The organism is Oceanobacillus piezotolerans (assembly GCF_003665065.1).
In the GTDB taxonomy this organism is placed as follows: Bacteria; Bacillota; Bacilli; order Bacillales; family Amphibacillaceae; genus Oceanobacillus; species Oceanobacillus piezotolerans.
Genome location: NZ_RCHR01000001.1, coordinates 785,454 through 798,713, shown reverse-complemented (window position 1 = coordinate 798,713; position 13,260 = coordinate 785,454). Strand labels below are relative to the sequence as shown.

The following is a 13,260-nucleotide window of genomic DNA, read 5'->3' as shown; positions in this document are numbered from 1 at the left end:
CTTTGAAGAATATGATAACCCAATTTTGTATGATAAAGAGAATGATACATATACAGAAGATGTGAAATTCTTAGAGAAATGGGCGTCCAAGACAAAAGGGATAATAATTGACATAGCTTGTGGAACAGGCAGAGCAACTATTCCTTTAGCAAGTAAAGGATACAACATGATAGGGGTTGACCTTCATACAGGAATGTTAAATGAAGCGAAAAAGAAAACATCTAATCTTGATTTACAAATAGAGTGGATAGAACAAGATTGTACCAAATAAAACTTGGATGTAAAAAGTAACTTGATTTATTCGGTAGGGAATTCATTCCAACATTTCCTTACAAATGAAGCCCAAGATAGTTTATTAATATCTGTAAATAAGCATTTAGAAACTGAAGGGATTTTTATTTTTGGAACAAGGTTTCCGAATGCAGAGGAATTATTACAGCCAAGTACAGAGGAATATTGGAAAACTTACGTAGATAGTGAGACTCAAAATAAAGTTGATGTATACACAATTAGTAAATATGACTCCCTAACCCAAGTTCAGCACAACACAACAATAAGAAAGTTTATAAATAAAAATGAAGAAGTAATCGATGAAGTGAGAACAAATATATGTTTACGATACGTTTTTCCGAAAGAGATGGAACGTATTTTATATGGAAATGGCTTTGAAATAATAAGTGTTTATAAAGATTGGGATGAAACCCCTATATCAGCTGATAGTTATCAAATGATTTATGTCTGTAAAAAGATTAAGCAGTAAGCAACTGTATTATTATTTTTATTGATTTAAACTAACTAATGCTCAAGAATAAAGATAAATATCTCTATGAGTGTACTTTATATAAATGTTATGGTTATTGTATCAGGGAAATAATTGTAAATAGTTAGGTGATTAGAAATAAAATTTTCGGTAATAAAAAAGATTTTCATTTATATAATTTTACCTTTACTATTAGTTTTGTTGTTTTACCTACCTTCTCATTTGAAAGTTTATACTTTGGAAGCATTCAGGTAAATGATAAAGGAACATCCAATAATACAATATCTATAAATGGGTCTAGAACGACATAAGGTGGCTGTGTTACAGATGACAGATGGAGGGACTTTAGTGAATACGGTTTTAATGAGAAAAATTATTTCAGCCTCTGTATCCGGAACATTATTTGCTATTTTACTCGGGTTGACTGTTCCAAATCCGTGGGGAGATATAAGTTCAATAACAGATTATTTTTTTGCTTTTTCTATAGCAACACCTGCTTATTTGATGTATAGTTTTCCAGTAATTTTAATCTATGGTGTACCTACCTCTATTATTAGTGATAAAATAGGAGAATTTCTGTCTGGTAAAACTAATAATGGAAAAGTTGAAGTAATTATCTCAGGTATTTTACACATCCTTTTCGGCCTAATATTACACTTTTATAGTTTAGGTGTAGCAATTTTGTTTTTTATTACGGATAGATTGCTACAAAGAAATAAAAAAGAATACTATTGGTTGCATTCCATAAGAAGTTTAGCAATACCTTGTACAGTATGGGTATCTTGTATGGGGATTGTTTATTTGGAAAATATATTCTTCAACTGACTGGTGCGTTTCTTTGTAACCGAATTTAACTTTTATGTTACAAATACTATTTTATTAAGCTAAAGGGTACGTTACAATAATTAAAATGAAATTATTCGTACTGGGTTTGGTATTTTAAACGAATTAGTTATTGATATAAGTCTTGAAATGAGGTGGAAATATGAGTGGAAATAGAGTTACTCCCATACAAGGTTTAATAATAGTGAGTATATTCGCATTAATAATAATTGCAATTATTTTTGCTTCTCAATTTTATTTTAGTTATGTAGAAGTAACAGAAGCAGCCAATAATTGTTTTAACAGAGGGGGACATCCTATTATTGAAAAAACAGGTTTAGAAATGACTTATTTCGAGTGTATAACAAATTAATTTTACTCCATTGACGGGTGCGTTGATCCATGAAGGATTAACCACCTTTTTTATAGAATTTATTGTATTAACGAGGTAGATTAGTGAAATAAGATTTTAAAAAGAAAAAAGTGTAAGAGGTTAACAAGGCTGTTATCTAATCTAATGTCTTTCTTGGATAATGATTTTTGAATATTATGGTATTATGTTGAAATTAGGGGGCAACACACATATCCAAATGGGGATTAAGTTGTCGAAGGAATAAAAACCGCTGAAAAAATTAAATTAGATAACGGGGCTGAAGTTACTGCTAAAGGAGAAAAGGCCCATTTTATTCAATGGCGAGCAGAAAGGGGAGTTTTTCATCTGATTCAATTGATGCAAAACTATGAAAATCCAAAAGATGAGATTACCGAAGAGGAATTCATTGAAATTGTAAGTTCAATGAAATAAGCACCAGGGAGTCAAAGTTTACCCATTCTTTAAGTGAATCAATAAACCAGTAAAAATAAGTTCGTCTCTTATTGTACTTTGGGGTGCGTTTCTTAACTAAGGAAGTATACCTTTTTGCATTAAAGGTGGTGGATATATAAAGTTAAAGGAAAGAGTGGGGAAAAGTATTGGAGTTTGTAGACTTGGTGAAAGATTTAGGGTATAAAATTTCTTTCGAGGCTATTTCGGAACCAAGAACAGATGGTGTAGCTTTAAGGTTTATCGTAAATAGGAGTAAGGATGTAACTGATTTAATCATTTATCCTCATCCTGATAGTAAGGTAACAACTTTACAAATTGATTTCCAAAATTATATTACATATTCGGTGGTTTATGATGATTATACTGTTTGGAATGATGAAAACATATTTCAAGGTGATTCATTTCGTATCTATGAAAGATCTAGTTTTCTTCAATATGTGAAAAAAGAGTTAGGATTATTGAACAAGAACCTGAAACACTATTCATTAGTTTGTTTTGAACATCAAGTTGATATAATATCCGAGTACGAACCCAAAGTTTCTGAAATCATTCTGTGAGATATCTAGTTGGAATAAGAGATTGTCAGTAAGAGTCTTTTTTAGGGGGGAGAATGATGAAGAAAGCACTACTGGTTATAGATGTCCAAAATGGGATGTTTCAAGAAGGTAATATTGTATATCAAGGTGAAAGGTTACTACAAAATTTAAAGGATTTACTCGTTAAAGCACGCTCTACAGAGACACCGATTTTTTATATACAGCATAATTCACCTGCAGGTATGCCTTTAGAATATGGCACAAAGGGTTGGGAGATTCATCCTGACATTATTCCCAAAAATACAGATGTAATCATTCAAAAGAATACTCCTGATTCATTTTTTAATACTTCTTTAGATGATGAACTCAAAAAACAAGGGATTGAACATTTAGTAATTGTGGGAATTCAAACAGAAGCGTGCGTTGATACAACTTGTAGAAGAGCATCTAGTATGGAATATAAGGTCACTTTAGCTTCAGATACACACAGCACTTGGGATTCACAAGACATTACAGCTCAACAAATAATAAACCATCATAACAGAGTATTACGTTGGTTTGCAGATGTTTATCCAAGTAAAGATATTACATTTGAGAACGGATTGTGAAGATTTGTTCTTAACTATTGGGTGCAAAAGTTGAACAAGGAGTTTGTGAGTTGACTCCTTGTTCTTATTTTATTTGATGATCGAATTACAAAATAGGTTATCAAATCACTGAAAGTATCAAATTAAAAACAATCATGATAGTCCCATATTAGAATAGACAAAAATGGGTGCAGTGGACTTAGTTGAGAAAAGTAAATATGATATGGAATTCAATGAAGAAAGGATTTATTTTGTACTAAATACTTTTTGAATTGTTCATCTAACAGGTGCGATACTTTTACAAGAACAGGGCTCCATTCTTGGAGTGTTAGGCTAATTTTGCTGTATAAGGGAGAGAACTAACTCTGATTTTTGTATAAATATCAACAATAAACATTAACAAAGCCAATAAAAATAGGACAAAGATTCAGCATCACACTTTTGTGTTACATAGTACCAATCAAAAAAATGGATACTAACTAGAAAGCAAAAAGGAGTGATACTGATGGCTATGTGTCCTATATGTAATTCGTTTAAAGAATTAGAATTAAATTGTCCGGAATGTAGTTCTCGATTAGAAGATTCAGGTAAGGTATCCGATTTTTTAGATCCTTATGGTCATTATAATGATGAAGAAACTGTAAAAATGGGGGATGGCTATCCCAATACAGCGAAAGATCAGTTTTGTCCTCATTTAATGTACTGTAACAATTGTGAATATAATGAGGTAAAGTTCGTTCAAGAAGAATAGCTAAGTGTCAACTGACTGGCACTAAAATATCTAACAGTCAGTGAACAATTTGTAATTTAATGTACAATAGAAGAATAAGCTGCTTATTAAAATAAAGGGTGCGTTAATCCAAGAAGGATTAACGCTATTTTATGTAGAAGATATTTTACTAAAGGGAAAGTTTAGTTAAATAAAAGAAATGGCTACATTATGTCTTAATTCAGTGAGTTGAAATTTAAAGAAAACAAGTTAAATAAATGATTTTTTTGAATACAATGTTTGAAACTGAATTAATTAAGGAGACGTTGTAGTGAGCGAAATAGATAAACGAAACAGATTAAGTGAAGAACCGTTTGCATATCAAACAACAAAAAAAGGAAAGGTAGTAATCTATTACAAAGGTAAACAAATTAAAATTATAAAGGGTAGTGAGGCGGAACTCCTTATAGCAAGAATTAGAGAAGCTGAAGATAATATAACAGAAGTACAGTTATTATTAGCTAAAATTACGGGGAACTTTAAACGTGGTAACGAGAAAATTGGTAAAAAAAATAGTAAATAAATTAAGGATTTACTTCATAGGTCGAACAGATAGAACAAAAAAAGAGAAGTGCTTATTAAACTAATGGGTGCGGTGCAATAATTGAACATAGTTGTACCAAAAGCGGCCATATTACGGAGTGTGGGGGTGTTTAAAATGCCGACTTGCGAGCATTGCCATAATAAGTGGAACTGGAATCAAACTATTAAAAAGACTTTTACTTTCAATCCTGGAATGACTTGCCCTTACTGTGGAAAAACACAATACCAAACACAAAAATCAAGAACTAAAAGTGCCCTTTTTAACGCTATCATATTATTACCACTGCTGATTAACATTTTCTTTGATATCCCAGGTATCATATTGTTAAGTCTATTTCCTATTTTATTCGTTTTAATTATGTCACTTCACCCGTTTTTAATGGAGATAAGCAGCAGGGAGGAATATATTACCCTTTTTAAAAAATAGGTAGTCAAAAGAGGAAGTTGTCTCATCAATCGAGCGACAATTGTGTAATAAGCTGGATGGGCTATATTTGCATCGGTAAAACGTAATAAGATAAAGTAAGGTTTTTCAACTAAATGGTGCGATAGTCTAGGAAGGATTATCGCTTATTTTTGTTGAAGTTATGTATTAACGGGGCAGGATAGACTCTTAAATAATGAGAGGCATTTAGCCTTGATTTTTGTAACCTAAGTGAAAGAAAGGACAAGTAAATAATGAAATTAAGACTGGAATTATTCGTTGAAAGTATAGAAAGATCAGTAGAATTTTATAGGAACATTTTGGACTTTAACATACCAAAAGAAACTGAAGGATTACATTCCTGTTAGAAAAGGGGATGTATTTTTAGGTCTAGGAGAAATGAGAAATTTACCTGACCGCCATCCACTTAAAGTTACTGGTAATAGTCAAAAAATTGGCTTAGGTGTTGAAATAGTTTTAGAAGTTGAAGATGTAAATGATGTTTATAATAAGGTAGTTGCAAAAGGTTATCCAATCCATACTGAATTGACTAAAAGACCCTGGGGAATGAACGATTTTAGAATAATGGACCCAGATGGATATTATTTAAGAATTACATCAAGTAATTAACTTCATTTTTTGTGCTAACGGGTGCGTTGATTCTAGAAGGATAAACGCTATTGGTACAGAATGGCATGTGAAATGGGAGAACTGATGCAATACAAAAGCCAGAATTACAGAGGGTTGAAGAAGTTAAAAACTTATTTGTAAAAGAATCTAATTTAGGTAATCTAATGTTCAGGGTTGCTGTAGAAGCAATGATAATATTGTGGCTTGTGTAGGAGGTCTTATTAGGACAGAGTATTCCTACCCACTTGCCGAAGAACAGAGCCTATTTGGTTGGGTGGTAGCGGTATATACGTTGAAAGATCATTGCAAGACTGGATTAGCCTATAAATTAGTAGATGAAATTTGTTTATAGCTTAAACAAAAAGGGGCCAAAACGGGCAAGAGTGTGGTCAAGTTCAACTGGGAGAAGAGTTTATGAAAATCTTGGATTTAAAAATATGATGGACATGTCAAAACCACTTTCTTAAATAAGAGGGGTAATTCTTGAGAGGAAAAAGGCCAAAGTTATCTTTATCGAGAGGAAAAACAAATTATAAGGAAAATGAAAGTAAAATTAAGTGCCTTCCACAAGTTGGGAATAGAAGAAATTAAGGATATGTTTGATGTATCAAATGGGAAACAAAACGGTTATCCAATTTCACGAAAAAATATACTTATAATCAAATTCTTTTTTAGAAACATATCATTAAAAACTACAAAACTCCATATGCAAGAAATACAGTAAATAAAGAATTACGATATGCTATTAATTTTATTAATTTTTGATACATAGATTATTCAACTATTGGGTGCTTGTGCGGTCAAGCTTAGGTCGTGTCATATAACGGGTGGGATTCCCGTCGAGTAAGAACTAGCCATTCGCTCGTAGCGAGTCTTGGAGGGCTAAAGGTAACTTTAGTCTTAAGCTAGACAGTTAGGTAGCGGGCCGAAAGCCAAATGGTTGAAGGGATTGAGCTCCATAATGTTAGTGAATCGAGAGGGCTGATGCCTTAAGCGCAGCAGCGAAAAGGACGTTAATTGATGCAAGGGCGATTCTCGTTAAAAATAATATGATTCACTATAAAAAGGGAAAAAAACTGTGCACCAGTTTATGAAATGGTGTCCTTTGAAAAGTCACTTGACCTATCTTCACCCCAATTGGGTACCCAATCACGTACCCAATCCATCACCGAAACTTGCCCCATACATAAAGAGAAAGTAAAAGAAAAGAGAGGAGGAGACGCGCATGAGGAAGTTATTTCCGTTTATCGACAAAACTATGGAAACATAAAGCCGCTGATCCAATGCTTCCCTAACTAAGAAGATCTATGCTAATAAGGAGCACGAGCTTAGGTCATGTAAGTAGAATAACTGAATAAAAACATGATACAATAAAAATTTTATGTATTTGATAAGAACTTAATATAAAATAGTGTAAGATTGACTAGACTAATTATCCGAAAAACGCAAAATTGCAATTTGTAAAAAATAAAAGGAAGTGAAAATTACAATGAATGGACAGGAACGTAAAAACATTCAGCTAGGTTTTGAGGTGGATATTGTTTTAAAACAGGATCAACGGACTGGAAAAACTACTCGTGGAATTGTAAAAGACATACTGACAAAATCACCCCATCATCCACACGGGATTAAAGTTCGACTACAAGACGGACAAGTTGGCAGAGTGAAAACCATCTTCGGTCAATGAATATTTCATTTTTTCTTAATGAATAAGTTTAAAGTGAAAAGTAACTGGTACTTGTTCGACAGGGATTGAGAGTTCATAACACGTAAAACGGGCTTCCTAATGTAGGAAGCTTTTCTTTATTAAGCTAAAGGGGAAGGTTAGTAGAAGAATGTTTTATACCTTACTGGAAGTTTTCGCAATCCGTTCCTCTTAAACTTCAACAGTTTTCGTTATTAAAGGAAAAATCTTTTAGAAAAAAGCCTTAAAGAAAGAATTTAAATGGATGTTTTTCGTTATTGTAATTTTGTCATCCACTCATAATCCTTTTAATAGCAGTGTTTTACAATAAACATACGTTTTTGTTAATAGAGTCCCATCATTAGTAAAATATCTTCCATTATGTTAGATTTATGAAGGAAAATATTATATTGTGAAACAGGATGGTGCGGATAATGTCTATAAAACAACTTAAAAGCATTGAAGAATTAAATGAATTTGTTCAACAACCTGGGAAACGTTTGCTATTAAAACATAGTACAACTTGCCCAATCAGTGCCAAAGCGAATGAAGAACTTCAATCATTTGTTAATGAAAATGAAACTACTTCTGCTGCAATGGTCTTGGTAATAGAAGATCGACCTGTATCAAATCATATTGCTGAAGAATTTGAAATTAAACATGAATCTCCACAAATCTTGCTATTTGATGATGGTAAAGTTTCTTGGAATACTTCTCATTGGAAAATTACAAGAGATTCAATCAAGGAGGCTCTGAACGCATGAGCAAACAAGTCATCGTTTATTCCACGCCTGGCTGTGTAGAATGCAACTATGTTAAACAGATGCTAGAAGAGGAAAAAATTTCATTTGAAGTAAGAGACGTCATGTCAAGTGTGGAATATCAACAGGAAGTCGAAAAATTTGGTTTTATGGGTGTACCTGTTACCGTAGTTGGAGATAAGGCAGTTAAAGGCTTTAAACCTGAATTAAAAGAACTTATAGAAACAATTGAAAAGTAAAGTTAGACAAAGTCATGATGTAAAGTCATGGCTTTTTTAGTGTGCCAAAAGTAACCTATCTCTATGGGATTGACCAGGAGACGGGGATGGTAAATAAAAAAAGTTAAGTTTGTCTCTAAATCGGTGTATTCCATCCCTGCTTGTTGCGCAATAGGTCCAGATTGTTGAATAGCACCATTAATGAAAACTATGTAATTATGAATTTTAGTTTCCGAATAGGCGATACTTTTTACGCACCCAATCCATCACCGAAACATCCCCCATACATAAAGAGAAAGTAAAAGAAAAGAGAGGAGGAGGAGACGCGCGTGATGAAGTTATTTCGGTTTATCGACAAAATTTCGGAAATCTGCAGCCACTGATCCAGAGAATCTAATCTTGTATTCTATGTAAGCCAAATCTTTATATCAAATCCTCTATTCTAGCAAATTGTATTTCTTGATTACTAGAATTTTACATCCTACAATGAATATGTACTAAATACTCTAACGAGGAAAGATGGAGGAGAAAAGTTGGCAAACGAGATTGTAACAAAATCAGTTGAGGAATTAGCACCACTTATTAAAAACAAAGAGATTTCTCCTGTTGAATTGGCAGAAGCAGTACTTAATCGTGCAGAAGAAACGAATGAAAAAACGAATGCGTACATATCCATTTATCGTGATGAGGCAATTGAAAATGCAAAGAAGGCAGAAGAAGAAATCAGAAATGGTAATTACCTTGGAATGTACCATGGAATCCCAATGGGAATTAAAGACAATGTTTTCTTTAAAGATAAATTAACAACGTTGGGCTCAAAAATACATAAGGACTATGTCCCCTCTTATGATGCAACCATTGTAGAAAAACTTCGGGATGCTGGAGTTATTTTTACGGGGAAATTGAATTTACATGAATATGCACTAAGTATTACGAGTGATAACCCATATTACGGTGCCGTCCGTAATCCATGGGATTTGGAGAAGACTCCAGGTGGTTCCAGCGGTGGATCCGGTGCAGCTGTTGCAGTCGGTGCAAGTATCGCTTCGATTGGAACAGATACAGCTGGTTCCATTCGTATCCCAGCGGCTGCTTGTGGAATCGTTGGGTTAAAACCTACTCGTGGGTTAGTTAGTACCCATGGAGTGTTTCCGTTATCATGGACCCAGGACCATGTTGGCCCAATGACAAAGACGGTGAAAGATGCAGCTGGATTACTCGAAATCATTGCTGGACACGATCAAAAAAATGCTGGCTCTATGGAAAGGACTCCTGAAAACTTTCTCGATCAAATTACGGGAGATGTGAAAGACTTAGTTATTGGTGTGGATGAAGAATATTTCTTCAACAATATCGATTCAAATATTGAAAAGTCTGTTCGCGATACCATCCAAACACTTGTCGATCAAGGCGCAAAAGTAGAAACAGTAGAAATACCTGCGATGAAAGATGCTGATTGGGCAGGATTTACATTTTCTGTTTCCGAAGCTTCTGCTGTTCATTATAGAAGCATTATTGAAAGACCTGAAGATTTTGGTGAAGATATCCGCGGCTTTCTAGTTTCTGGAGCATTCCCATCCTCCAAGCAATATGCAGATGCAGTGAAAGTAAAAGAACAGTTGACACAAGATTTTAATGAAATATTCAAAAATGTAGACGTACTCATCTCACCAACATTACCAGTTATGCCGAATAAGATTGGGGATGAAATGGTTGATTTAAACGGTGAACAAGTGCCATTACTACCGAACTTTATTCGCTTGACAAACCCATTAAATATAATCGGAACACCAACCCTATCCGTACCTTGTGGATGGAATGGAAATATGCCAGTAGGAATCCAAATTACAGGACCAGCATTTGCGGATGGACGTGTACTGAATACCGGTTATGCGATTGAAAAATTAAATCTACTTGGTGGCAAGCGACCTAGTCTATAATACTACGTTTTATATTATACTTAGGTTGTCACCACCAAATTCTATATAGTCCCTCTTAAACTAGCTTAATCCTAGAGTAAGAGGGACTTATATTTCTAGTATTTGATGTTTATCAGTGCCATTATCCTTTATAAAAATAAATATAGAGAAGGCTCTGCTTTTTGTGGTATGAGAAACAACGATATTCTCTATTTTTTCTTGTTTTGCATTAAAAATATCCCTTTCTGTATTATGGAATCTTCAGGATTTGATAACGTGAACCCTGATGAAGTAAATGCATCTCTCGGTTTAACAAAAAGTGAGCCTTCAAAATCAACTAATTTAAACGCAAACGGTGATCTTTCTAGTGTTGATACAAACGGTAACGGAAGAGTTACGATTCAAGAAGCAAAAGTCTATGCTTGATAAGAACAACTGTTTTTTGTGAAGAAGATAAACCATGAAGGAAGACAGTTCACTAATCGGTTGCTTTAGAAATATCAAGATTCATTTAATAAAACACATATTCAAATGCTTTAATGGGATACAAATTTGTGAATGAATGTACTTAAGCTAACTGGTGCGTTAACACAATAAGGAAATCGTCACACGGCGGTCACTTTTAACTAAAGGGGAAGAGTAGTTGAACAACGAATTTGTTTTTTCAAAATTCAAAGAGGTATAATATGAACGAGTAGCACATTAAATATAAACAAGCCGAGGAGTAATTTTTATGAACAATGTTACGAAAATGAAAATATTGAAGCCAGTGAATGAATTGTTTGAAGCCTTTGTTGACCCCACAAAAATAGGGAACTTTTGGTTCTCGTCGAGTTCTGAAAGATGGGAGCAAGGAAAGACGATTACACTAAGATATGATGAATATGATGCACAAGGCGATATAAAAATAACGGAAATCGAGCTAAATAAGAAAATCGTCTTTCTTTGGGGTGCAAATGGCGAAGGGCATAGAGTCACGATTACCCTGAATGAATTAGGCAATTCTGAAAGTATCATTGAAATCAAGGAACAAGGTTTTAACGGAAATGATGACAATATAATAATTCAGCTGTTAGATAATAAAGAAGGTTGGGTCTATATGTTGACTTGTTTAAAGGGTTATTTGGAATATGGTGTTAATTTGAGGGCTTCATTGGTGAAGTAATGCTATCAGGGGAATTTTAGTTTAAATAAGAAAAGGCTGTTTTGACAGCCTTTTCTTATTATTTTTAAGGCGACATTGTAAAAGTTGCTCTTAAAGTAACGGGTGCGTTAATTCAAGAAGGATTAACGCTACTTTTCTTAGAAGTTATTGTAAAGGGGCAGAATAGTTAACCAAGGATGTGGATTTTACGGTAAAATATTAATATATTGTTTTCGTTAGAGAGGGGTTCTCAAATTGACTAATTTAAAGAAGATACAATCATTTTATAATGTTCTCGGAAAGAAAAGACCATTTATATTTGCCTGTGTGAACGTATCAGCAGTAGCAATTTTATTTTTAGTAGGTTATAAAATAGGTTTAGCTTTATATCATTTACCCAGCTAACGGGGCAAGAATTCAAAAGTCGATTATCCAATGATCGTCTTTACTTATATAAAAATGGAATTTCGCTTTGAGGCAGGTTAGCGGAACGGAGGTAATTATGATTTTAACAGGAAAGAAAATCGGATTTTTTGTAGGGTGGTTAGCATTTTTAGGTTCGATATTCGGGATTATCAGTAATGTATGGTTGGAAATAGAATATTCGTATGTAGCAATTGGGACAGGATTTTTGTCTAGCTTTATATTATTGGTGTTATGTTCAAACAAAAATAATGATAATGGGTAGAAGTGTGAAATCTAACAGTTTCTTCTTCAACTACCATGAAAGTTTACATCCGAAAATCCTAAAAAAGACAAAAATAAACTAGACCCAGCATTTTATAATTTATAATGCTGTGACAAGATTGTTGTGAATATACCCAAAAGTCATTATAGACATAGAAACAAACTTTCATTCTTTGTGGTGTAGCGCTGGTCTTGCGTTACATGTATGACTAACGGGTAGCAAGAGCTGAGGAATAAAGTAATCAGATATAATAGAGATAAAATCTGATTTTCAAAAAGAATTGAGGAGAAATGGATGTCGCAAGAGGGAATTGTTTTAGTAGCAAGCGTATCAATCTTTAATGAAACTGAAGGCTTAATTATTAAAGAGAATAAACCAACTGCTTTTAATAAATGGAATTTTCCGGGTGGACGTATTGAATATGGTGAAGACATTCTTTATTCAGCTCAGAGGGAAGTAAAAGAGGAAACAGGGTTGGATGTAAAACTGATAGGAACTACTGGTGTATATAATTTTTTCAGTAGTACAAGCAATCAAGTAATTCTATTTCATTTTATTGGTGAGGTTACTGGTGGTTCTATAAACCTCGAAGAAGATGAAATTTCTGAAAGTAAGTGGATTAGGGTAAGTGACCTTGTAAAATTTAAGAATGAAGACTTACGGGAACCAGAGGTATTTAAGCAAATTATTAATAATTTATTTAAAAAGAATCTTTACCCAATTAATATGTATAATGAGCAAATTACTAATGAATCCTTACTCAACTAACGGATGCTTTAATCCAAGAAGGATTAAAGTCTTTCTGCTTAATTTATTGTATAAACAGGCAGTTTAGTGAAAGAGCCCATTTTGGTCTTCGTTAAGCAATTGGGCCATATAGTGGAGTAAGCCAATTGAACAAAGTTAAGAAATAACTGTGCTACACAATAAAATTATTTTATATGAATAT

At 33.5% G+C, this 13,260-nt stretch carries 17 protein-coding genes and 1 pseudogene; all 18 read left to right on the top strand.

The window, feature by feature from the left end:
* The first annotated feature begins 25 nt into the window (after positions 1-25).
* The 18 genes and pseudogenes from D8M04_RS20650 to D8M04_RS04205 all read left to right on the top strand — a co-directional run bounded on the left by D8M04_RS20650 (position 26) and on the right by D8M04_RS04205 (position 13,079).
* Positions 26-271 (top strand): class I SAM-dependent methyltransferase, encoded by a 246-nt coding sequence (locus D8M04_RS20650; protein ID WP_342772623.1) that lies wholly within the window; start codon positions 26-28, stop codon positions 269-271.
* A 21-nt stretch (positions 272-292) separates the two neighbouring features.
* The gene (locus D8M04_RS20645) at positions 293-760 is read left to right on the top strand and encodes a hypothetical protein (protein ID WP_342772622.1); all 468 of its coding nucleotides are present in this window, start codon (positions 293-295) and stop codon (positions 758-760) included.
* 327 nt (positions 761-1,087) lie between these two features.
* A complete protein-coding gene (locus D8M04_RS04295) occupies positions 1,088-1,585 on the top strand; it encodes a hypothetical protein (RefSeq protein WP_121521639.1) in 498 nt (165 codons plus the stop codon).
* A 160-nt stretch (positions 1,586-1,745) separates the two neighbouring features.
* A complete protein-coding gene (locus D8M04_RS04290; protein ID WP_121521638.1) occupies positions 1,746-1,955 on the top strand; it encodes a hypothetical protein in 210 nt (69 codons plus the stop codon).
* 599 nt (positions 1,956-2,554) lie between these two features.
* Complete coding sequence (locus D8M04_RS04285; RefSeq protein WP_121521637.1) at positions 2,555-2,965, top strand: hypothetical protein; 411 nt, start codon at positions 2,555-2,557, stop codon at positions 2,963-2,965.
* Positions 2,966-3,021: 56 nt separating this feature from the next.
* Positions 3,022-3,552, top strand: coding sequence for a cysteine hydrolase family protein (locus D8M04_RS04280; protein WP_187695402.1), 531 nt, complete (start codon positions 3,022-3,024; stop codon positions 3,550-3,552).
* A gap of 484 nt (positions 3,553-4,036) precedes the next feature.
* On the top strand, positions 4,037-4,282 hold the full coding sequence (locus tag D8M04_RS04275) for a hypothetical protein (protein ID WP_121521635.1): 246 nt from the start codon (positions 4,037-4,039) through the stop codon (positions 4,280-4,282).
* 289 nt (positions 4,283-4,571) lie between these two features.
* Complete coding sequence (locus D8M04_RS04270; protein WP_121521634.1) at positions 4,572-4,823, top strand: hypothetical protein; 252 nt, start codon at positions 4,572-4,574, stop codon at positions 4,821-4,823.
* A 135-nt stretch (positions 4,824-4,958) separates the two neighbouring features.
* Positions 4,959-5,270 carry a TIGR04104 family putative zinc finger protein gene (locus D8M04_RS04265; protein ID WP_121521633.1) on the top strand — a complete coding sequence of 104 codons (312 nt, stop codon included), beginning with the start codon at positions 4,959-4,961 and terminating at the stop codon, positions 5,268-5,270.
* Positions 5,271-5,521: 251 nt separating this feature from the next.
* Positions 5,522-5,635 carry a VOC family protein gene (locus tag D8M04_RS20680; protein ID WP_121521632.1) on the top strand — a complete coding sequence of 38 codons (114 nt, stop codon included), beginning with the start codon at positions 5,522-5,524 and terminating at the stop codon, positions 5,633-5,635.
* 31 nt (positions 5,636-5,666) lie between these two features.
* The gene (locus D8M04_RS20535; RefSeq protein ID WP_121521631.1) at positions 5,667-5,897 is read left to right on the top strand and encodes a VOC family protein; all 231 of its coding nucleotides are present in this window, start codon (positions 5,667-5,669) and stop codon (positions 5,895-5,897) included.
* Positions 5,898-7,386: 1,489 nt separating this feature from the next.
* Entirely contained in the window at positions 7,387-7,584 is a 198-nt protein-coding gene (locus D8M04_RS04240) for a YwbE family protein (RefSeq protein WP_121521629.1), read from the top strand.
* Positions 7,585-8,015: 431 nt separating this feature from the next.
* Positions 8,016-8,345 carry a bacillithiol system redox-active protein YtxJ gene (ytxJ, locus tag D8M04_RS04235; protein ID WP_121521628.1) on the top strand — a complete coding sequence of 110 codons (330 nt, stop codon included), beginning with the start codon at positions 8,016-8,018 and terminating at the stop codon, positions 8,343-8,345.
* Complete coding sequence (locus tag D8M04_RS04230) at positions 8,342-8,581, top strand: glutaredoxin family protein (RefSeq protein WP_121521627.1); 240 nt, start codon at positions 8,342-8,344, stop codon at positions 8,579-8,581. Before ytxJ ends, D8M04_RS04230 begins: the two co-directional genes overlap by 4 nt.
* 512 nt (positions 8,582-9,093) lie before the next feature.
* Positions 9,094-10,500 (top strand): amidase, encoded by a 1,407-nt coding sequence (locus D8M04_RS04225; RefSeq protein WP_121521626.1) that lies wholly within the window; start codon positions 9,094-9,096, stop codon positions 10,498-10,500.
* Between the two features lie 246 nt (positions 10,501-10,746).
* Positions 10,747-10,893: pseudogene (locus D8M04_RS20125) on the top strand (DNA/RNA non-specific endonuclease); the annotation flags it as partial.
* A gap of 319 nt (positions 10,894-11,212) precedes the next feature.
* Positions 11,213-11,644: an SRPBCC family protein gene (locus D8M04_RS04215; RefSeq protein WP_121521624.1), complete on the top strand. Its 432-nt coding sequence runs from the start codon at positions 11,213-11,215 to the stop codon at positions 11,642-11,644.
* A gap of 961 nt (positions 11,645-12,605) precedes the next feature.
* Positions 12,606-13,079, top strand: a complete 474-nt coding sequence (locus tag D8M04_RS04205; protein WP_121521622.1) for an NUDIX hydrolase — start codon at positions 12,606-12,608, stop codon at positions 13,077-13,079.
* Positions 13,080-13,260 lie beyond the last annotated feature (181 nt).